Annotated in this window: 19 protein-coding genes; 12 read left to right on the forward strand and 7 right to left on the reverse strand. The window is 67.0% G+C overall.

All coding sequences use genetic code 11. The features are described 5' to 3' along the window. Positions 1-18 precede the first annotated feature (18 nt). Positions 19-354 carry a Rap1a/Tai family immunity protein gene (locus tag ACFE77_RS00975; RefSeq protein WP_375419747.1) on the forward strand — a complete coding sequence of 112 codons (336 nt, stop codon included), beginning with the start codon at positions 19-21 and terminating at the stop codon, positions 352-354. Here ACFE77_RS00975 and ACFE77_RS00980 read toward each other — a convergent pair. Continuing rightward, the gene (locus tag ACFE77_RS00980; protein WP_375419748.1) at positions 351-581 is read right to left on the reverse strand and encodes a hypothetical protein; all 231 of its coding nucleotides are present in this window, start codon (positions 579-581) and stop codon (positions 351-353) included. The genes ACFE77_RS00975 and ACFE77_RS00980 overlap by 4 nt on opposite strands. A 169-nt stretch (positions 582-750) precedes the next feature. Here ACFE77_RS00980 and ACFE77_RS00985 point away from each other — a divergent pair, with 169 nt between their 5' ends. Then, positions 751-915 (forward strand): hypothetical protein, encoded by a 165-nt coding sequence (locus tag ACFE77_RS00985; RefSeq protein WP_375419749.1) that lies wholly within the window; start codon positions 751-753, stop codon positions 913-915. 14 nt (positions 916-929) lie between these two features. On the opposite strand, the gene ACFE77_RS00990 is transcribed toward ACFE77_RS00985, so the two are convergent. From ACFE77_RS00990 to ACFE77_RS01000, 3 genes are read right to left on the reverse strand one after another with little or no spacing between them, the layout of a single operon-like run. Next, positions 930-1,856, reverse strand: a complete 927-nt coding sequence (locus ACFE77_RS00990; protein ID WP_375419750.1) for a YncE family protein — start codon at positions 1,854-1,856, stop codon at positions 930-932. 18 nt (positions 1,857-1,874) lie between these two features. Further along, on the reverse strand, positions 1,875-2,780 hold the full coding sequence (locus ACFE77_RS00995; RefSeq protein WP_375419751.1) for a sterol desaturase family protein: 906 nt from the start codon (positions 2,778-2,780) through the stop codon (positions 1,875-1,877). Positions 2,781-2,800: 20 nt separating this feature from the next. Then, positions 2,801-5,182, reverse strand: a complete 2,382-nt coding sequence (locus tag ACFE77_RS01000) for a TonB-dependent receptor (RefSeq protein WP_375419752.1) — start codon at positions 5,180-5,182, stop codon at positions 2,801-2,803. 337 nt (positions 5,183-5,519) lie between these two features. Here ACFE77_RS01000 and ACFE77_RS01005 point away from each other — a divergent pair, with 337 nt between their 5' ends. Both ACFE77_RS01005 and ACFE77_RS01010 read left to right on the forward strand, forming a co-directional pair. Then, positions 5,520-5,882, forward strand: coding sequence for a hypothetical protein (locus tag ACFE77_RS01005; RefSeq protein ID WP_375419753.1), 363 nt, complete (start codon positions 5,520-5,522; stop codon positions 5,880-5,882). A 146-nt stretch (positions 5,883-6,028) separates the two neighbouring features. Beyond that, a complete protein-coding gene (locus ACFE77_RS01010; RefSeq protein WP_375419754.1) occupies positions 6,029-6,364 on the forward strand; it encodes a UrcA family protein in 336 nt (111 codons plus the stop codon). A 144-nt stretch (positions 6,365-6,508) separates the two neighbouring features. Here ACFE77_RS01010 and ACFE77_RS01015 read toward each other — a convergent pair whose 3' ends face one another. Genes ACFE77_RS01015 through ACFE77_RS01025 form a run of 3 tightly spaced genes read right to left on the reverse strand, consistent with a single transcriptional unit; the run spans position 6,509 to position 10,591 of the window. After that, positions 6,509-8,077 (reverse strand): sulfotransferase, encoded by a 1,569-nt coding sequence (locus tag ACFE77_RS01015; RefSeq protein WP_375419755.1) that lies wholly within the window; start codon positions 8,075-8,077, stop codon positions 6,509-6,511. After that, a complete protein-coding gene (locus ACFE77_RS01020) occupies positions 8,074-9,003 on the reverse strand; it encodes a response regulator (protein ID WP_375419756.1) in 930 nt (309 codons plus the stop codon). Before ACFE77_RS01020 ends, ACFE77_RS01015 begins: the two co-directional genes overlap by 4 nt. Beyond that, positions 8,993-10,591, reverse strand: coding sequence for a hybrid sensor histidine kinase/response regulator (locus ACFE77_RS01025; protein WP_375419757.1), 1,599 nt, complete (start codon positions 10,589-10,591; stop codon positions 8,993-8,995). The genes ACFE77_RS01020 and ACFE77_RS01025 overlap by 11 nt, the downstream gene beginning before the upstream one ends. 189 nt (positions 10,592-10,780) lie before the next feature. Here ACFE77_RS01025 and ACFE77_RS01030 point away from each other — a divergent pair, with 189 nt between their 5' ends. From ACFE77_RS01030 to atzF, 8 genes are read left to right on the forward strand one after another with little or no spacing between them, the layout of a single operon-like run. Continuing rightward, positions 10,781-11,866, forward strand: coding sequence for a putative urea ABC transporter substrate-binding protein (locus ACFE77_RS01030; protein WP_375419758.1), 1,086 nt, complete (start codon positions 10,781-10,783; stop codon positions 11,864-11,866). A 13-nt stretch (positions 11,867-11,879) separates the two neighbouring features. Beyond that, positions 11,880-12,695 carry an ABC transporter permease gene (locus ACFE77_RS01035; RefSeq protein WP_375419759.1) on the forward strand — a complete coding sequence of 272 codons (816 nt, stop codon included), beginning with the start codon at positions 11,880-11,882 and terminating at the stop codon, positions 12,693-12,695. After that, positions 12,692-13,492 (forward strand): ATP-binding cassette domain-containing protein, encoded by an 801-nt coding sequence (locus tag ACFE77_RS01040; RefSeq protein WP_375419760.1) that lies wholly within the window; start codon positions 12,692-12,694, stop codon positions 13,490-13,492. The genes ACFE77_RS01035 and ACFE77_RS01040 overlap by 4 nt, the downstream gene beginning before the upstream one ends. Positions 13,493-13,536: 44 nt before the next feature. Continuing rightward, on the forward strand, positions 13,537-13,980 hold the full coding sequence (locus ACFE77_RS01045) for a CopG family ribbon-helix-helix protein (RefSeq protein ID WP_375419761.1): 444 nt from the start codon (positions 13,537-13,539) through the stop codon (positions 13,978-13,980). Beyond that, positions 13,977-14,798 (forward strand): urea amidolyase associated protein UAAP1, encoded by an 822-nt coding sequence (locus tag ACFE77_RS01050; RefSeq protein ID WP_375419762.1) that lies wholly within the window; start codon positions 13,977-13,979, stop codon positions 14,796-14,798. The genes ACFE77_RS01045 and ACFE77_RS01050 overlap by 4 nt, the downstream gene beginning before the upstream one ends. Further along, complete coding sequence (locus tag ACFE77_RS01055) at positions 14,798-15,433, forward strand: urea amidolyase associated protein UAAP2 (RefSeq protein WP_375419763.1); 636 nt, start codon at positions 14,798-14,800, stop codon at positions 15,431-15,433. The genes ACFE77_RS01050 and ACFE77_RS01055 overlap by 1 nt, the downstream gene beginning before the upstream one ends. Further along, positions 15,430-19,032, forward strand: a complete 3,603-nt coding sequence (gene uca / locus ACFE77_RS01060) for an urea carboxylase (protein WP_375419764.1) — start codon at positions 15,430-15,432, stop codon at positions 19,030-19,032. The genes ACFE77_RS01055 and uca overlap by 4 nt, the downstream gene beginning before the upstream one ends. Beyond that, positions 19,029-20,780: an allophanate hydrolase gene (atzF, locus tag ACFE77_RS01065; RefSeq protein WP_375419765.1), complete on the forward strand. Its 1,752-nt coding sequence runs from the start codon at positions 19,029-19,031 to the stop codon at positions 20,778-20,780. Before uca ends, atzF begins: the two co-directional genes overlap by 4 nt. Positions 20,781-20,827 lie beyond the last annotated feature (47 nt).

Consider the following 20,827-nt stretch of genomic DNA (forward strand, 5'->3'; position numbering starts at 1 on the left):
ACGACCGAGGAACCGGATATGATCCTGCAGCTGCTGCTGGCGCTGGCGACGCCGTCCAAGGCACCGGTGGTCGTGAGTTCGCTGACCACGTCCGGGCTGATCGAGCAATGCCGCGGCAAGGACAACGACGCGACCGCCAATTTCTGCACGGGCTATATCCTGGGCGAGTTCGACACGCTCTCGCTGGCGCGGCAGATCTGCCCATCGCCACGGCGCGCGTCGAACATCGAGGTGGTTACCGTGACGCGCAAATATCTGCGCAAGCGGTCCGACAAGAAGGATGTCGCGCCGTCGTTCATCGTTCGCGATGCGTTGCGCGCCGCGTTCCCGTGCAAGCCGGTGAAGGCGCGCTAGGCGTTCAGCGCGATGCGGCTCGGGCTTTCGGCAAGCTGCGCGATCTGGCTGCTGGTCAAGGTCATCCGAGCGCCGGGTTCGTCGCCCTCGACCACCAGATAGCAATGCGCCCTCGCGACACCGTCCAGCGTGGTCCAACGCTCCAGGCACGCTGCCAAGGTCGAGCGCATGGGCTGGTGGATCGATTCGACGAGCTGCGCCGCGCGACTGGATTCGAGAATGGGCATGTGGGGCCACCGATGCTGTGAGCCGAAGCTTCTGACACGCCTGCCCTACCAACGCATTAACCTGCGGCGCAATCGGCGCCGCGAGCGGGATGAACCGATCGCGGCGCTGGCGGTTGATCGACCGGGTTGATGGTCGGATTGCTCGGCCATTCGCGTTCGGGAGCCACAAATGAGCGTTGAACCACTTAATCCGGGCGACGATGCCGCGCCCGGCACCCCGGGGACGGGCGAGAATGTCTGCCCGACATGCGGCGGCAGCGGCCGTATCGATAGCGCGGAATGCAACGTCTGCGGCGGCAGCGGCCGGGTGATCGAAGGCATCGGCGGCGGCTGATCTCCGCAGCCAGGTCACTCGCCGATCTTGCCCGGCTCCTTCCACCACGACAGCGTGTGGACGTCGTGCGAGCTCGTCCAGACGCCCGCATCGGTATAGCGCAGCGCGCCGCTGCCGGTCGCCTTGCCGACGCGGGTGCGGATCGCCAGCGTAGCGGGATCGATCACCACGAAAGTCTGCCCGGCGGTGGTGCGCAGCCAGATCTTGCCGCCGCCCGCGTCGATATCACCGTATTTCAGCGTCGGATCGACCGTCACTCGGCCCGAGACTTCACCCGTCACCGGATCGACCCGCGCGACGGTGCCGTCATCCTGTTCCTGCACCCACACCGCGCCCTCGCCCGCGACGAGGAAGCCCGGCGCACGGCCGAGCTTGGTCCGGTGGACGACCGCGCTGGTCGCGGGGTCGATCTTCTGGAGACTCTGCCCCAGCGCGCTGACCGCCCATAGCGAGTCGAACCCGAAGCTCAGATAATAGGTGCCCGGATCCACCGGGATCGACGCTGTCACCATGTTCGTCGCGGGATCGATGCGCGCGACCATGCCCTTGTCGTCGCTCGCCACCCAGATCGATCCGGCCCCCGCGGTGACGTTCAGCTCTCCCTTGGGGTTGGCGATGCCGGTGGCGATCGTCGCGATCTTCTTGGCGGTCTTCAAGTCGATGCGGCTCACGGTGCGCTCGTCGCAATCGGCGACCCAGAGCGATCCGAACGCGACCGTCATCGCACCGCACGGGTGCGCCATGGCTACGTCGGCAAGCTTGCCCTCGGTGGACCAGCGCTCGACACGCCCTTTGTTGGTCGCCCAAACCGACGATCCGTCGACCGCGAGGAAGTCGGCGAAGCCCGGGACCTGGATCACCTTCTCCTCGGGCTCGGCCGCGATCGCAGGCGCGGCAGTCAGGCACAAGGCGGCGATCGCCGCTGCTCGGTATGGCTTCACGATTTTGGTCCGATCATGTCAGCGTTCCGCGATCATGGCGGGCGAGGCCTCGTCGTCCGAGCTATGCCGGCGCCGGGCCGTCACCGCATCGATCATCGGTCGGAACGGAAATAGGGTCTGTTCGACGATCGACAGCCGCCGCCGCTGATCCTGGCCCACCGCCTCCGCCTCGCCGTCGCGGAAGGTGCCGAAGATCCGGTCGAGCAGGATCAGCGAGTTGCCGAAATTGCACCGCGTCTCTTCATAGCCCACCGAATGATGCAGGCTGTGGTTCTTGATCGTGGTGAAGAAGAACGCGTACCACCGCGGTGGATCACACCGGGTGTTGGCATGCGCGAAGGTCGATACCACCGACAATACGTTGAACGCGCAGAACACCGCCGGCACCGGCAGATCGAACAGCGCGACGACGCTGAGGCTGATCAGGAAAAGCTCGATCGGATTGCCGACCGCGCCCTTCATCGCGTTGAGCTGGGTCAGATGGTGATGCGGCGCATGCACCAGCCAGAGCGGCGCGGTGTTGTGCATCAGGCGGTGCATCCAATATTGCCCGAACTCGACGAGGAACACGACCAGCGCGACCTGCAATACGAACGGCAGGTGCATCGCCCATTCGGTGGTGATCCCCATCGACGCCTTCGCGGCCTTCAACGGCTCCTCGGCGAACTTCACCGTCGCCCACGAAATCGCGGTCAGCCCGAGGGTCAGGTAGAACAGGTCGGTGAAGAACTCCTTCGGGGTCAGCCGCCAGCTCGCATGCCGCTCGTTCGCCCATTCCAGCCCGAGCACCGTGAAGGTCGTCACCAGGATGGCGACGAGGAGCGACGATCCGTTCGTCGTCCAGGCGGTTGGCCCGAACGCCCAGAACAACAGCACCAGCCCTACCATCAACGGCTGCACGATGCTGAACATGAACCGCTTCATGGCCGTCGCTCCCGTTACCCTCATAGATGCACCCGGAAGTCGATGCCGACGCGCCGCGGCGTCACCACCCCCCGCGAATAATAGCGCTCGACCACATCGGTACGCACCTGGTTGAACGACGAGATGTCGTTGCCGATCGAGCTGATCGCGTATTTGTCGAACAGATTGTCCGCGAACAGCCCGATGTCGTAGCGATCGCTGGAATAGGTCAGCGAGGCGCTGTGCGTGACATAGCCCGGGATCTTCTCGCCATTGCCGCGCAGACCCACCCGCGAATAGATATTGCCACGGTAGATCGACGCCCAGATCGCCTGGATCGACCGCCCCTCGCCGAGCGGATAATTATAGACGAGCCGCGCACTACCGGAATTCTTCGCCGAGCCCGGCAGCCGGTCGCCCTTCGACGCGTCGAAGCGCTCGCCCTGACTAACGACCAGTCCGGCCACGTCCTGGGTCAGATGCGCGTCGACATAGGAATAGGTGCCGATCAGGTCGAGATCGGGGGTGATCTTGAGCGCCCCCTGGAAATCGAAGCCCTTGGACACCGCATTGGCGCCGTTCACGGTGATCCCGATCGCACCGTTGACGGTCTGGCTGGGCACCTGCACTCCCGTCCAGTCGACCTGGAAGCCATCGAGCGTCAGTTGCAGGCGTTTGTCGAACAGGCTCGCACGGGCACCCAGCTCGAAATTCCGGGTCTTGTCCGGACCGAAGATCAGCTCGTTGGGCAAGGCGCAGAGGTTCTGCCCAGGGGCGAGCGTCGGGGGACACGGGACCACGCGGTTGACCCCGCCGACGCGATACCCGGTCGTGTAGGTGAAGTAGGCCAGCAGATCGTCGCTGAACTTGTAGGAGGTGTTGCCTTTCCACACGAACCCGTCCTTGCCGGTCGACCCGGTGCGGATGCGGGAGGGCGCGATCGTGATCGACGGGAAGGGCATGCGCCGCAACCCGCCACCGGTCAGCGGCAGATCCGAACCGCCGGAGACGTCCGCGTCATATTTGAAATAGCGCAGCCCGCCGGTCACCTGCCACTTTTCGGTAAGATGGAGCGTGGCCTCGCCATAGGCCGCTTTCTCCACGAGCTTGGTATTCACCGCGGAGAGATATTCGAGATTGTCCGGGCGCGGGATGTCGAAATATTCGGCGAACCCCGGCGTATATTCGAAGCGGGTAGAGGCGAATTTCTGACGGTTGTAGAAGCCGCCGATCACCCAGTTGACCGGGCCGCCATGCGTCGACACCAGCCGCACTTCCTGGTTGAACTGCTTCGTCCGGCTCGCATTGTTGCCATAGGACGAGAAGTTCGGGAACGCTTCATAGCCATAGTCGAGATCGAGCAGCAGATCGGTGTTGTCGTCGACGCTGGTGTTTCTCTGCTTGGTATAGGCGGTGGTGCTGACCAGCTGCGCGACGTTGAACACGTTGGCGAAGATCTCCGCCGAGAATAGATCTGACTTGCGGCTGATCGGTTCGAGATAGCGCGCCGGCGACTCATATCGGTCGGTGCCGAGCACGCCTGCGCCATTGGCCTGGCGGCCGCCGGTCTTGGTGGTCTGGTGCGCGTAGGTCAGATACGCCTTCAGGTCGGGGTTGTATTCGAGCAGCAACTGGTTGCGCGTGGTGAAGGTGTGTTCGTAGTTCACATCCTCCTTGCGCTTGAAATTGGCCGCATAATCGTCGGTCGTGCCGAGCCCGCCCGGCGAGGTCGCGGTGGCGCGTACCGGCTGGGGATCCGACACGCCCGGCTGCTGCAACAGGTAGTTGTAGTCGATGAAGCCGGCGTTGCTGTAATAGCCCGTCGCGGTGCGGAACGCGATGTGATCGGCCACGATCGGCAGGTTGAGCGAGAAATCGCCGACCGCGCCGAACTGGTCGGAATGCGATTGCGCATAGCCGCGACCGTGTACTTCCGCGGCGATGTTGGTCGCGTCGGGGCGATTGGGAAGGTAGCGCACCGCACCCGCAAGCGTGCCGAGGCCGTAGAGCGTACCCTGCGGCCCCTGCAGCACCTCGACCCGCGCGATGTCGATCAGCTTGAAGTCGAGGTACAGCGGGACTTCGCCGAGATAGACGCCGACTGCGTTGTTGGCGTTGGCGCCGGTGTCGCTGGTGTCGGCCGAGGAGATGCCGCGCAGGATGATCCCGCCCGACGATGCCGGCCCGGTGTCGGCGACGGTTACTCCCGGCGTGAAGGACGCGAGCGACCGGATATCGTCGAGCCGCTGGTTCCTGATCGTCTCGGCGCTGATCGCGCTGATGTTGATCGGCGCGTCCTGCAGCGTGGTCTGCCGGCGGCTGCCCGTCACGATGATGTCATTGTTGTCGGCTTCGTCCGCGCCGGGGGCGGGGGCCGCGACCTGCTCGGTGGCGGGAGCCTCCTGGGCGAATGCCGGCGACATTGCGCCGCTCGCGAGCGCGGTCGCACATAGCAATGCGGTGCGAGGAAAACCTCCAGCCATAATCTTTGCCCCTTGTCTCGTTTTGTCTTGTTCTTTGCGTCGAGGCCTCCTGGAACACCCCCACCCTCCGGACCGGCTTCTTCGAACCGCTCGGATATTACCGATAAGCTAATCGATAATAATGCGCCGAAGACATGGGGTATTTGACGTAAGCGAGCGACCACTCTGATGGCCCGGTAAGCGGTGCCCCTACGTCAAACGGCCCATTTCGCCGCTCGCGTCCGTCACGCACTATTTCGCCATGCAAGATCGTTTCCCGCTTCCACCCATGTCCGTGATGTCGCAACTCGTCATCGGGCTCGCCTTGGTCGCCCTTCCCGGTATTGCCGCGGCCGGGCCTAGCGCGCGGCTGGTGCATTGCGGCAGCGATACGTGCCTGCGCCTCAGCGGCAACCGCGCCGACCCAGCGGCGACGGTCCGAATCGCGGGTCGTGTGATCCCCGTCGAAGGCGCGAAGGCGTGGCGCGCGACTCTGCCGCTCACCGCGGCGCGCGACATCGTCGATCGCTCGGGGCAGACGATGACGATCACGCTGACCGATCCTCGTACCGGAATCGAGCAGAGCGAAGCCGCGATGCTGCCGCCAGGCGCGCTGGGCAAGCCCGTCGAACTGGCGAGCCTCACCGTCTATGCACACTAAAGGATCAACTAGTATTACGCGTCACGAACAATACTACTGAGTCACTGCCAAAGTAATATCACTCGTCTTACTTGTGCTTGCACGGGTTGGGGACTAAATATTCGCGACCTACTCGCCACGGAGCGGGATGCACGCAGGAGACGATGATGATGATGAAGTTCGGGCTGGCGGCACTCGCCGCGATCATGGCGACCACTCCCGCACTCGCGGCGAACACCGACAATCCGTTCGCGGCGGACCAGGCAAAGCTCAGCCTGCGCGGTCTCGATCTTACCACCGTCGACGGTCAGCAGCGTCTCGCCATCCGCATGGATCAGGCAGCGCGCACCGTATGTGGCGAAGGCATGAGCTCGATCCATCTCGCGCTGGAAGCACAGGCGCGCTCGTGCCGTGCGGACGTGTTCGCCGACATCCGCTCGCGGATCGCGGTCGCAACGGCTGCCGCGACGCCCGCCAAGCCGACCCAGCTCGCGTCACGCTGACGCGTAGCGGGCTGGCTAAACACTGCGGCAATTACCGTGCTCCTGCGCATGCAGGAGCCTAGGATCACGAGTGTCCGCGCTCGTTACTCTGGGTTCCTGCGTTCGCAGGAACACGGCTAATTCTCTAACTCACCACACCGTCTCTTACTCCACAGCGATCCCCTGCGCCTCGAAGAACGCCCGCACGGGGCCAAGCAACGCCTCGTGCCGGCGCCACCGTGCCACCGAGTCGCGATAGATCGGACGCCGCACCTGCGCTGCGCTGGGCGTCGACACCGCGCCGGCATGGCGGTGGAAATCGAGGCAATCGTCGGTCCAGTCCAGCCCGCAATGCGCAAGCAACTTGCGGCTCTCACCCTCCTGATCGTCGATCAGCGATTCGTAGCGCAGCTCCAAGATTCGCCCGGGTAACGCGGCACGCCAGAACGCCATCAGCCGGTCGAACCGCGCATAATAGGCGGCGATGTCGAGCAGGTCGTAGCTGTAGTCGTAATAGCGCGAGCCGGTCGCGAACAGGTTGCGGAAATTGGCGAGCACCGTGTCCATCGGACTGCGGCGAAGGCAGACGATCGCCGCGTTCGGCAAGGCGCGCGCCGCGATCCCGGCATACAGAAAGTTGCCCGGAAACTTGTCGACGAAGCGACGTCCCGACTGCCGCCGGAAATGGACCGCCCGCGCAAGATAATCGCGTCCGATCTCGGCAGGATCGTGCGCCGCGGCGGCTCGGATGGTCTCGGCGTCGAGCACCGTCCGGGTCCGCGTTCCCGCCGCCGCCTTCACCGCCAGCGGCAGTGCCTGAAGTTCGCCGACGCTTTCCACATCGGAGTGCGACGCGAGGATGCGGTCGACCAGCGTCGTGCCGGTCCGCGGCATGCCGATCACCAGGATCGGTGCGTCGGTCGCAGGGCGATCGACCGGCGCCGCGGCGACGCTGGGCCACGCCGCCTCCACCGCATCGAAGATCGCCGCATCGCGCGCGAAGTCATAGGCCAGCCGCTCGCGGTGCGCCGCGTTGATCGCGACGAGCCGCTCCAACGCCTCTTCGCCCAGCCCGATATCCTCCAGCTCCTTGGCCAGTGCATAGCCGGTCAACAGCCGGTCCGGCCCCGGCGCGGCGCGATCATGGACCGCGCGGAGGCGCCCGACATGGTTCTGCGCCGGTGTCTGTTTGCGCAGCCCCGCCAAAAGATGATGCGCGCGCGCCGCGTCGGGAGTACGTGTGACGATCAGCTCCAGCGCGGACTCCGCCTCCTTGACCCGGCCGAGAAAGCTCAACGTCGCGGCGCAATTGTACCGGAAACTGTCGTTCGCCGGATCGAGATCGACCGCGACGAGGAAGTGCGGCAGCGCCGCTTCGTGATCGCCGAGCCGCGCATAGACGCACCCCATCGTGTCGCGCCCGAGCGCGTCGGCCGGCGGTGCATCCTCCGCCGTCGCCAACACCCGCGCGGCGTCGCCATCGCGGCGAACCAGCGTATACAACCGCGCCAATTGCGCGCGATATTCGCCGTGCGGCGCGCGGTCGACCGCCTGTTCGATCCGGCCGATCGCGTCGTTGATCCGTCCGGTCTCGGCGTCCGCCATGCCGATCAGGAAATGCCCCTCGGCTGCGGCCGGACCTTCCGCGATCAGCATCGCCCCACGCCGCCGCGCGCCGTCGAGGTCGTGCCGCTCGAGCAGCGCCAGGCTTTCCGGGCCGAGCGGCGGCGTCATTGCGACAAGGTGCCGACCGCGATCGCGGTGGCCGACGCGCGGTTCTCCACGCCCATCTTCTCGAAGATCTGCTCCAGATGCTTGTTCACGGTCCGCGGGCTGATCTCCAATATCTCGCTGATCTCGCGGTTCTGCTTGCCGCGACTGATCCAGACCAGCACCTGCGCCTCACGCGAGGTCAGCCCGTGACGCTCAGCGAGCAACCGCTCGGCGTCGCCCTCCCGGCGTTCGGCCAGCCGGAACAGCCATTGCCTCGCACTCGTCCGGCGCAGCATCGTGCACTCGATCGCGCAGCCCCCGATCTCCAGCGTCGCCTGCGCGCCCGGCGGCACGTCCACGCCGCGCAATCGCGAGACGATGGTGGCGAGCGCATCGGGCAAGCTACCATCGCGCGGCTTCCACCCCGCGAAGTTGCGCTCGATCACCGCGGAAGCGAGCGGCGTCAGCCATTCAATGGCGCCGTCATCGTCGAGTGCGAACGAAGGCCGGCCGGCGGTGTCGAGCGCGAGCTGGCTGCCCTGCGCGATGCGCGCATTCGCCAGGTGCACCGACACTCGGGCGAGCAATTCGTCGACAACGATCGGCTTGTGGACGTAATCGACACCGCCCGCGTCCAGGCCCTGCACGACATGCTCGGTCTCGGTCAGCCCGGTCATGAAGATCACCGGCAGATGGCGGAACCGGCCGTCCGCCTTGATCCGCCGCGTCGTCTCGAACCCGTCGAGCCCGGGCATGACGCCGTCCATCAGGATCAGGTCGGGCGTGATGTGGTCGAGCAGGTCGAGCGCCGCGAGCCCGTCGATCGCGATCAGCACGGTCATGCCGGCGCTTTCGAGCGTGGCGGTAAGGAAGCGCAGCGACTCCGGCGTGTCGTCGACTACCAGGATCGTTGGGCCGCGCCCGGCCGGGGGCGCGCTAGCCGACATCGTCGATCCTCCGCGCCAGGCTGCGCAAGTCGAAATGGTCGAGCATCCGCCGCATCTCCGCGACCGCGCCCTCGCTGTCCGGCACCGCGGTCTCCAGATCGTCGAGGACGGTCGCGATCGCCCTGACATGCCCGACCTTGATGTGCCGCCGCAGCGTCTCGAGGTAGGGCGCCGCCGCTGCGGGGAGCGCCGCGGGAGCGGTCGCGTCCTCATCCGCCGCGCCGTCGCTATCCGCAGCGATCCAGCCGATGCCGAGCTGGCGGCCGACGACATCGAGCAACGCGTCGAGATCGACCGGCTTGGTCAGGAACGCGTCGTGATCCGCGGCGCCGTCGCCGCCGGCGCGATATTCATGCGCGTTGGCGGACACCATCACGACTTTCAGTGTCGCACCGAAGGTCGCGCGCAGTTCGGTCGCGATCTCCCAGCCGTCGCGACCCGGCATCTGCACGTCGAGCAGGACCAGATCCGGCGCGCACCGCTCCGCCAGCGCCAGCCCCTCCGTCCCGCCGGTCGCCGCGAAGACGTGAAAGCCGAGCGGGCGGAGCAGGTGCTGCACCACCACGAGCTGTGCCGAATTGTCGTCGATGATCAGGATCGTCTTGCGATCGCCCCGATAGCCGACCAGCCGGTCGTGCGCCGGCGTACTTTCCGGCGCCTCCATCGGCTCGGGCAGCAGCATGCGGAACTGGAAGCTGCTCCCGCGCCCCGGTTCGCTGGTCGCGGTGACCTCGCCACCGAGGATCCGCGCGAGCACCCGCGTGATCGCGAGGCCGAGCCCGATCCCGGGCTGCAGCGCCGCCTGGGGCGAACTGCCGCGCTCGAACGGCTCGAAGATCCGCTCGATGTCCTCGGGGGAGATGCCGATGCCGGTATCGGCCACCTCGATCAGCGCGGTCTGGCTGCGATAGCGTACCGTCAGCGTCGCGCCGCCTACCTGGGTGTATTTGATCGCGTTGGACAGCAGGTTGATCAGGATCTGGCGCAGCCGCTTCTCGTCGGTCCGCACGAACGGCGGCAGCCGCCCCTCGACCTTATAGTCCAGCGTCAGGTTCTTGGCCGCCGCCTGCATCCGGAACATGTCGACGATGTGATCGAGCAATGCCGGCAGACGGACGACGTCGCGCCGCAACTGGAGCACGCCGCTCTCGATCCGCGAGATATCGAGCAGCCCTTCCACCAGATTGGTGAGATGCTCCGCCGACCGCCGGATCACGCCCCCGGCCTCGGCCGGCGGGATCGCATCGTCGCGTTCCAGCAGCTGGGCATAGCCGTAGATCGCGTTCAGCGGCGACCGAATCTCGTGGCTAACCGCGACCAGGTAGCGCGTCTTGGCGGCGTTGGCGGCCTCGGCGGCTTCTTTCGCCCGGCCGAGCTCGTCATGCGTCCGGCGGTGAGCGGCGATCTCGTGCTGCAACATCTGCGTCTGCTGCCGGCACTCTCCCTCCGCACTGCGCTTCGCCCGGTGCACCAGGAAGATCAGGACGCCCGCGACCGCGATCGCGACGAAGACCAGGATTACCGCAAGCGTGGTCGACACCGCGGCCCGACTCTCAGCGCCGGCCGTGGCGCGCAGAACGCTGCGCATGTGCACCGTCGGCGACCGATTTCATCATCCGCCAAGTGCGCGAATGACGCATTGCAGCATCCCGGTGCGAGGTGACACGAGCCATGAATTGACCCTATATGTTATTACTGGATTGCACAAACGTAATATCGGCGCCACAGTCCGACCACCATGTAGACCAGTCCTCGCACGAGCAACGGGAAATTGACGATGGCGAACCCGATCCTGAACCCGCGTACCGCACTCATGGCCATCGCGCTGCTGCTGACCAGCGCGTGCAGCGGCGGCGACCCGCAGAATGCTGCGCCGCGGAAGGATTTTTCGATCGGCTGGTCGATCTACGCCGGGTGGATGCCGTGGCCCTATGCGCAGCAGGCCGGGATCGTGAAGAAATGGGCCGACAAATACGGGGTCAAGATCAACTTCGTGCAGGTCAACGACTATGTCGAATCGGTCAACCAGTTCAACGCGGGCAAGCTCGACGGCGTGACCGTCACCAACATGGACGCGCTGACCATTCCCGCGGCGGGCGGCAAGGACACCAGCGCGATCATCGTCGGCGACTATTCGGACGGCAATGACGGCATCGTGCTCAAGAACGCTTCCAGCCTCGCCGATATCAAAGGCCGCACCGTCTATCTGGTCGAGCTGTCGGTATCGCATTACCTGCTCGCGCGCGGGCTCTCCACGGTCGGTCTGAAGCTCAGCGACGTGAAGACGGTGAACACCGGGGACGCGGACATCGTCGGCGCCTTCGCCAATCAGAATGCGACCGCCGCGGTCACCTGGAACCCGCAGCTCACCGAGATGGCGAAGATGCCGAACGCCAAGCTGGTGTTCGACTCGCACCAGCTGCCCGCCGAGATCCTCGATCTGCTCGCGGTCGACACCGCGACGCTGAAAGCCAATCCCAATCTCGGCAAGGCGCTGGCGGGGATCTGGTACGAGACCATGGCGCTGATGCAGCGCAAGGACGCCACCGGCGCCGCGGCGCGCGCGACGATGGCGAAGATGGCAGGGTCGACCCCGCAGGGCTTCGACGCGCAGCTCGCCACCACGCACCTCTACGCGACGCCGAAGGACGCGGTCGCCGCGGTGACCTCCCCCGCGCTTGCCGGGACGATGACCAAGGTGCGTGACTTCAGCTTCGCCAAGGGCCTGTTCGGGGCGGGCGCGAAATCCGCGGACGCGATCGGTATAGCGCTGCCCGGCGGCAAGACGATCGGCGATCCCGCCAACGTGAAGCTGCGCTTCGACCCGACCTTCATGGAACAAGCCGCGGCAGGCAAGCTCTGAAGGGGTCGCCGCGATGCGCTGGGTAAACGTCAGGCCAAGGCGCGGCAGCGCGATCCTGCTCGGCATCCTGCCGATGCTGGTCGCGGTGATCGCGTATCTCATCGCCTCCGCGGTACGTCATGCCGCGAATGGCGCGGACAAGATCCTGCCGACGCCGCTCGCGATGATCGAGGCGATGCGCGGCCTGATCGTCGACGTCGATCCACTCAGCGGCCGGATCGCGTTCTGGGCGGACACCGCCGCCAGCCTCGAACGGCTCGGCCTTGGATTAGGCATCTGCGCGCTGTCGGCGCTGCTGGTCGGCATGGTCCTGGGCGTGCTGCCCGCGGCCCGCGCGACCTTCGGCCCGCTGGTCACGACGATCGCGGTGATCCCGCCGATCGCGCTGCTGCCGATCCTGTTCATCGTCTTCGGCCTCGGCGAGACCGCGAAGGTCGCGCTGATCGTGATCGGGGTCACGCCCTTCCTGATCCGCGACCTCGCCGATCACATCGCCTCGCTGCCGCAGGAACAGATCATCAAGGCGCAGACCTTGGGCGCGAGCAGCCTGCAGCTCGCATTGCGCGTCGCACTGCCCCAGGCGCTGCCCCGCCTGATCGCCGGGCTGCGGCTGTCGCTCGGGCCGGCCTGGGTCTACCTGATCTCGGCGGAGGCGATCGCGGCTGATACCGGGCTCGGCTACCGGATCTTCCTCGTCCGCCGCTATCTGTCGATGGACATCATCATACCGTACGTCGCCTGGATCGCGCTGCTGGCGATCGCGATCGACGTCATACTCATGCAGATCAGCCGGCGCGGGTTCGCCTGGGCGCATCAGGTCGCGCGATGACGAGCGAATTGCTGACCTTCGAGAATGTCTGGCTGGAATATGCCGACAAGGTCGTGCTCGAACGCGTCAACGTCGGCATCGCGGAGAAGAGCTTCGTCTCGATCGTCGGTCCATCGGGGGCGGGCAAGAGCAGCTTCCTGCGGCTGACGCTCGGCCAGGAGGCACCGACCCGCGGCCGCATCCTGCTCGACGGCACCCCGCTGGCGCCCGAATGCGGGCCCGATCGCGGCGTCGTGTTCCAGCGCTATTCGGTGTTCCCGCACCTCACCGCGGTCCGCAACGTGATGTTCGCGCACGAATGCGCGAAGGCGCCACTGCTCGGGCGGCTGTTCGGCGGCGCCCGCCGGCGCGCGGCGGAAGAGGCGGAGGCGATGCTCGCCGAGGTCGGGCTCGGCGATTCGCTGCACCTCTACCCCTCGCAGCTGTCGGGCGGCATGCAGCAGCGGCTGGCGATCGCGCAGGCGCTGATTGCGCGGCCGCGGGTGCTGCTGCTCGACGAGCCGTTCGGGGCGCTCGATCCGGGCATCCGTCGCGACATGCATCGCCTGATCCTGGGGCTGTGGGAGCAGCATGCGCTGACCGTGATGATGGTCACCCACGACATCACCGAAGCCTTCAAGCTTGGCACCCGCGTGCTCGCCTTCGACAAGCGCCGGATCGATCCGCACGCTCCGCATCGGTACGGCGCGACGGCGGTCTACGATCTGCCGCTCAAGAACAAATTACCGCTCGATACGCCGGAGATCTCGATCTCCGGTATTACGATTGACACAATCAGTAATAACAACCAGAGGTGAATTCCGTGAAGGACACACTCTCCGCAAGCCTCGCCAGGCTCAGCATGAGCCTGCCGGCCGAGCTCTCCCGCCAGCTCGATCTGATGGTCGAGGAACGCGGCCTGCCCTCCCGTTCGCAGTTGATCGCCGAGCTGATCCGCAACGAACTCGCCGAACACGGCGCCACGATCCGCCCGGAGGACACGCTCGCGGGAACGATCACCCTGGTCTATCGCGGCGACATGGGGCGGGTGCGCCATCAACTCGCACAGACTCAGACCGATTATCTGAAGGAGGTCATCTCCTCCCAGCACGTGTTCCTCGAAGACGACCAGTCGCTCGAGGTGTTGCTGGTACAGGGGCCGGCGGCACGGCTGCGCGACCTGTGCGATTCGCTGCGCAAGCTGCGCGGCGTGCAGCAACTGCGGCTCTTCACCACGACTGCGCTGTTGCCGCCGCTGCATGAACAGGGCCGCGACGCGTCGCCTTCGCGGAGCAAGGCGGCATGAGCGCGACCCTGGCCGATCCGGGCGCCGCCCGCGCCCATGCCCGCGCGATGGAAGGCACCGTCGTCGAGGCGATGCCGATCCTGCCGCCGCGCGCCGACGATCTCCCCGCCGGGGTCGCTGCCGGCGACCTGCTTTGGGAGGAGACCATCGCCGGCGGCGGCTATGCGTCGCGCACCGTCGCGCGCGGCACCCGGCTGCGGCTGATCGACCTACGCGGCGATGCCTGCGCGTCGCTTCTCCTGTTCAACGCCGAGACGCCTGCCGAACGGCTCAACATCGCCGACACGATCAAGGTGCAATGGGACGCCTATCCCGCCGCGGGCAGCCTGTTGCTGTCGGACATGGGCCGGGTCATGGCCAGCATCGAACAAGATGAGGCCGGCACCCACGACGCGTTCTGTGGTCCGTCGAACGCGGCGTCCAACCAGCGCCGCTATGGTGACGGACGCAACTCGGGCGCCCATCCCAATGCGCGCGACCGGTTGCTGCTCGGCGCGGCCAAGCACGGGCTGGCGCGGCGTGACGTCCATCCCTGCATCAACCTGTTCAAGGGCGTGAAGATCGCCACAGACGGCGCGGTCGTGCCGCAGCTCGGCCCGTTCGAACCCGGCCGATCGCTCGTGCTGCGCGCGGAGATGGACCTGATCGTCGTCATCGCGAACTGCCCGCACGTGCTCGACGATCGCCCGTGGAGCATCGCCCCGCTGCGCGTCACCGCTTGGCGCGGCCCCACGACGGCGGAGGACGATCCGATCCGCACCGCGACCGCCGAACGCCGCCACGCCTTCCTCAACACCGAAGATCTGTATCGCCGCTGATGACCAACGATCCCCATCTCGATGGCCTCGCCGGCCCGATCCTCCACGACGAGACCGTCGCCGCGCGCGCGCCGTGGCGCCACCGCGTCAACGCGGGCGAGACGCTGCGTGTCGTCGACCTGGAAGGGAACCAGGCGGTCGACTTCCTGCTCTACGCTGCCGACGACGACGCCGAACGCTACAGCGCGCAGGACACGATCGCCGCGCAAGGCAACATCTTCCTGCGCACCGGCAGCATCCTGCTATCGAGCGAAGGGCGGCCGATGATGACGATCGCGGCCACCTCAGTCGACTATCACGACACGATCGGCGGCGCCTGTTCGTGCGAATCGAACAGCCTGCGCTACGGCCATCACACCGCAGCCCAGCACAGCTGCGTCGACAATTTCCTCGAGGCCAATCTCCGCGACGGCCGCGGCAAGCGCGACATGGTCTCTAACGTCAATTTTTTCATGAACGTGCCCGTCGAGCCCGACGGCGTGCTCGGCATCGTCGACGGCATCTCGGCGCCCGGCATGACCGTCGATCTGCGCGCCGAAATGGATGTGATCGTGATCGTCTCGAACTGCCCGCAGATCAACAATCCCTGCAACGGCTTCAATCCAACGCCTGTCCGCATGGTCGTCACCGCATGAAGTTCGACACGGTTCTGATCGCCAATCGCGGGGCGATCGCCTGCCGGATCATCCGTACCCTGCGCCTGATGGGCATCCGGTCGGTCGCAGTATTCTCCGAAGCCGACGAAGCGTCGCTCCACGTCGCGGAAGCCGATGTCGCGGTGCGGATCGGGCCGGGTCCGGCGGGCGAGAGCTATCTCGACACCGCTCGCATCCTCGCCGCCGCGCGGGAGACCGGCGCGAACGCGATCCACCCCGGCTATGGCTTCCTTTCCGAGAATGCCGGCTTCGCGGAGAGCTGCGAGGCGGCAGGCATCGCCTTCATCGGCCCGACCCCCGACAACATTCGCGCCTTCGGGCTGAAGCACAGCGCCCGCGCGCTCGCCGAAGCCGAAGGCGTGCCGCTCGCCCCCGGCACCGGGTTGCTGAACGATGCCGACGCCGCGATCGAGGCGGCGGCGCGGATCGGCTATCCGGTGATGCTGAAGGCGACCGCGGGCGGCGGCGGCATCGGCATGCGGGTGTGCACCGACGAGAGCGCGGTGCGCGAGGGCTTCGCCACCGTCGCGCGGCTCGGCGCGGGCAATTTCGGCGACGCCGGGCTGTTTCTCGAACGTTTCGTGCCGCGCGCGCGGCATGTCGAGGTCCAGATCTTCGGCGACGGCACCGGCCGCGTCGTGTCGCTCGGCGAACGCGATTGTTCCCTCCAGCGCCGCAACCAGAAGGTGATCGAGGAAGCGCCCGCGCCGCATCTGCCCGATCACGTCCGTGCCGCGCTGATCGACGCCGCGCTCAGGCTCGGCGCCGCCGCGCGTTATCGGTCCGCGGGAACGGTCGAGTTCCTCTACGATGCAGAGCGCCAGGACTGGTTTTTCCTGGAGGTCAACACGCGCCTGCAGGTCGAACATGGCGTGACCGAGGAGATCACCGGGATCGACCTCGTCGAATGGATGGTGCGCGGCGGGGCGGGCGATTACGCGTTCCTCGACACCCCGGTGCCCGCCCCGCGCGGCTGGGCGCTACAGGCACGCCTCTATGCCGAGGATCCTGCCGTCGATTTCCGCCCCGCGGCGGGTTCGCTGACCCAGGTCGCCTTCCCGGACGACGCGCGGATCGAGACCTGGGTGGAGAGCGGGACCAAGGTGTCGCCCTTCTACGACCCGATGATCGCCAAGCTGATCGTCCACGGCGAGGATCGCGACGCGGCGGTGGCGAAGATGCAGGCGGCGCTCGACGCCACGCGGCTCGCCGGGATCGAGACCAACCTGCGCTGGCTGCGCGACGTCGCGCGCAGCGGCGATCTCGTCTCGGGCAACGTCTCCACCCGCTCGCTCGACGCGGTCGAGCATCGTCCGCGCAGCATCTCGGTACAATCGTCGGGCACACTGACGACGGTGCAGGATTTCCCCGGTCGTGTCGGCCTGTGGGACGTAGGCGTACCGCCGTCGGGGCCGATGGATTCGCGCGCGTTCCGCCTCGGCAACGCGCTGCTCGGCAACGATCCGGGCGCTGCGGGACTCGAGATCACCGCCACCGGCCCGACGCTCGGCTTCAACACCGATACCCGCATCTGTATCACCGGTGCGGATTTCGGTGCGACGCTCGACGGCAAGCCCGTGCCCCGCAACCAGCCGGTTGCGATCGCCGCAGGGCAGGTGCTCGCGCTCAGCCGCGTCGGCGGCGGCGGGATGCGCGGCTACATCCTGTTCGCGGGCGGGCTCGACGTACCCGCCTATCTCGGCAGCGGCAGCACCTTCGATCTCGGCGAATTCGGCGGCCATGGCGGTCGCCGCCTCCTGATCGGCGACACCCTCCATCTCACGCCGAACTCGCCTGCGGTGATCCCCGGCCAGCGCGCGGTCGACCAGCCCGCGCTCGGCCCCGACTGGACGATCCGCGTCCTGTACGGCCCGCACGGCGCGCCCGACTTCTTCACGCCCGACGACATTGCGACGATCCTCTCCGCCGACTGGCGGGTCCATTACAACAGCAACCGCACCGGCGTCCGACTGATCGGGCCCAAGCCCCGCTGGGCGCGGCAGGACGGCGGCGAGGCGGGGCTGCACCCGTCCAACATCCACGACAATCCCTACGCGATCGGCGCGATCGACTTCACCGGGGACATGCCGATCATCCTCGGCCCCGACGGTCCGTCGCTCGGCGGCTTCGTCTGCCCGTTCGTGGTGATCGCCGCGGACCTGTGGAAGGTCGGACAGCTCTCACCCGGCGACCGCATCCGCTTCGAGCAGGTCGCGCTCGAGGAAGCGGCCGCCGCCGCCGCGAGCGAGGAGAGCCTGATCGACGGCCGCCCGACCCCGCACCCCCAAACCGCGCCGGCCATCGCCACCCGCGACGCGATCCTCGCCGAGATACCGCCCGCCGGTCGTCGGCCGCGGATCATCTACCGTCGCCAGGGCGACCGCAATCTGCTGGTCGAATATGGCCCGATCACGCTCGACCTCGAACTGCGGCTCCGCGTCCACGCCGCGACCACTGCGCTCGCCGGGCTGGACCTGTCGGGTATCCTCGACATCGTGCCGGGCATCCGCTCGTTCCAGGTCCATTTCAACGGCATCGGGCTCCGCGAGGCCGACCTGCTCGACCGGCTGATGGCAATCGAGGAGGACCTGGGCGAGCTCGACGACTTCACCATTCCCTCGCGCATCGTCCACCTGCCGCTCAGCTGGAACGATCCCGCGATCCACCAGACCATCGAACGCTACATGGCGGTGGTGCGTGACGACGCGCCCTGGTGCCCCGACAATATCGAGTTCATCCGCCGCGCCAACGGCCTCGACAGCGTCGACGACGTCCACCGCACCGTCTTCGACGCGGCCTATCTCGTCTATGGCCTGGGCGACGTCTATCTCGGCGCGCCGGTCGCCACGCCGATCGATCCGCGGCACCGGCTGGTCACCACCAAATACAACCCCGCGCGAACCTGGACGCCGCCCAACGTCGTCGGCATCGGTGGCGCCTATATGTGCATCTACGGCATGGAGGGGCCGGGCGGCTACCAGCTGTTCGGCCGCACCATCCAGGTGTGGAAGACGCACCAGCCGACCGGCGCGTTCACCGACGGCAAGCCGTGGCTGCTGCGCTTCTTCGACCAGATCCGCTTCTTCCCCGTCAGCCATGACGAGCTGACCGAATGGCGCCGCGACTTCCCGCTCGGGCGCCGCCATATCGAGATCGAGGAAACCGAGTTCAGGCTCGCCGACTACCGCGCCTTCCTCGCCGACAATGCCGCGTCGATCGAGGCCTTCGAGGATCGCCGCAATGCCGCCTTCGCCGCCGAACGCGCCGAATGGGAGCGTCGTGGCGAGTTCGACAGGGTCGCCAGCCTGACCGAGGAAGCCGACGACAAGCCCGCCGCGGATCTGGTGCTGCCAGACGGCGCCGATCTGGTCGAGGCGCCGTTCGGCGGCAGCGTCTGGCAGCTCCTGAAAGCGCCCGGCGATACCGTCGAAGCGGGGGAGACGATCGCGATCCTCGAGGCGATGAAGATGGAGTTTCCGGTTGTCAGCCCCGCCGCGGGGACGGTGGCCGCGCTCTACGTCGCCGAGCGGCAGAGCGTCACGCCGGGCGCGCCGATACTGGCACTGATGCGCACATGACCGATCTCACGCCGCTGTCGGTCGCCGCGATCGCCGCCGAGGTGCAGTCGGGTCGCCGCACCGCCGCCGCGGTGATCGACGAGGTGATCGACCGCCTCGCCTTCTACGACCGGATCCAGCCCGCGACATGGATCTCGCGCTTTGAAACCGACGCCTTGCGCGCTGCCGCCGAGGCGGTCGACGCCCGGGTTGCAGCGGGCGAGATCCTGCCGCTTGCGGGCGTTCCCTTCGCGGTGAAGGACAATATCGACGTCGTCGGGCTAGACACCACCGCCGCCTGCCCCGCCTTCGCCTATGCCCCCACCCGCAGCGCGACCGTCGTCGAGCGGCTGGTCGCCGCGGGCGCCATCCCGGTCGGCAAGACCAATCTCGACCAGTTCGCGACGGGACTGAACGGCACCCGCAGCACGTACGGCATCCCGCGCAACGCCTATAATCGCGTCTATGTCAGCGGGGGATCTAGCTCCGGCTCGGCCGTCGCGGTCGCCGCCGGGCTGGTCGCGTTCTCGCTAGGCACCGACACCGCGGGATCGGGCCGGGTGCCGGCCGCCTTCCAGCACTTGATCGGGTTCAAGCCGACCCGTGGCCGGTGGAGCAACCGCGGTCTCGTCCCCGCCTGCCGCACCCTCGATTGCATCACCGTGTTCACCCGAACCACGCAGGATGCCGCGCTGGTCGACGACATCGTCGCCGCCCTCGACCGCGAAGACAGCCTGTCCCGCCCGGTTCCGGATGCGCCGCGCGACCGCCGCCGCATCGGCGTGCCCCGCGCCGATCAGCGCCTTTGGTTCGGCGACATCGAATCAGCCCACCTCTACGATCGCGCATTGGCCGATATCGACGCCGAACTGGTCGAGATCGACATGGCGCCCCTTAATGAAGCGGCTCGCCTGCTCTACGATGGTCCCTGGGTGGCGGAACGCACCGCCGCGCTGGTCGACCTGCTGCGGGACGATCCCGACGCTATCCATCCGGTGGTGAGGTCAATCGTCGAGCAGGGCACAAGATATAGCGCCATCGACGCATTTACGGCTTCGTACCGCCTCGCCGATCTCGCCCGCGTGGCCGAGGAGATGTGGGCGTCCGTCGATCTCCTCGCGCTGCCAACCGCACCGACCAGCTACCGCGTCGTTGAGATGCTCGCCGCGCCGGTCGCGCTCAACGCGACGCTCGGCGCCTATACCAACTTCGTCAACCTGCTCGACATGGCCGCGATCGCGGTGCCGGTGGGCCGCTACCAGAGCGATGTCGGCTTCGGCATCACGCTGATGGGCCCCGCCGGCAGCGACCGCAGCCTGATCGATGCGGCGACAGCCTTATTCCCCGCGCCGGCAACCCCGCCGCCGCTCGACCTGGAGGGACGAATGGACACAGTGAAGCTGGCGGTAGTCGGTGCGCATCTAAAGGACATGCCGCTGCACTGGCAGCTCACGTCCCGCGACGCGCGCTTCGTCGAGGAAACCACGACCGCCGCGACCTACCGCCTCTACGCCATGGCCGACAGCGTTCCACCAAAACCAGCGCTCATCCACAGCCAGGACGGCGCGCCGATCGCGGTCGAGGTCTACGAGCTCGACATGGCGGCCTTCGGCAGCTTCGTCGCCGAGGTTCCACCCCCGCTTGCGATCGGCACGGTAACGCTCGCCGACGGCAGCCAGGTGAAGGGGTTCGTCGCCGAACCCCGCGCGATCGTCGGCGCGGAGGACATCACCGACCTCGGCGGCTGGCGCCGCTTCGTGCAGCGTTAACACACAATCCTCCCCTGGAAGGGGAGGTGGCTGGCGAAGCCAGACGG

Source organism: uncultured Sphingomonas sp., assembly GCF_964243315.1.
GTDB lineage: Bacteria > Pseudomonadota > Alphaproteobacteria > Sphingomonadales > Sphingomonadaceae > Sphingomonas.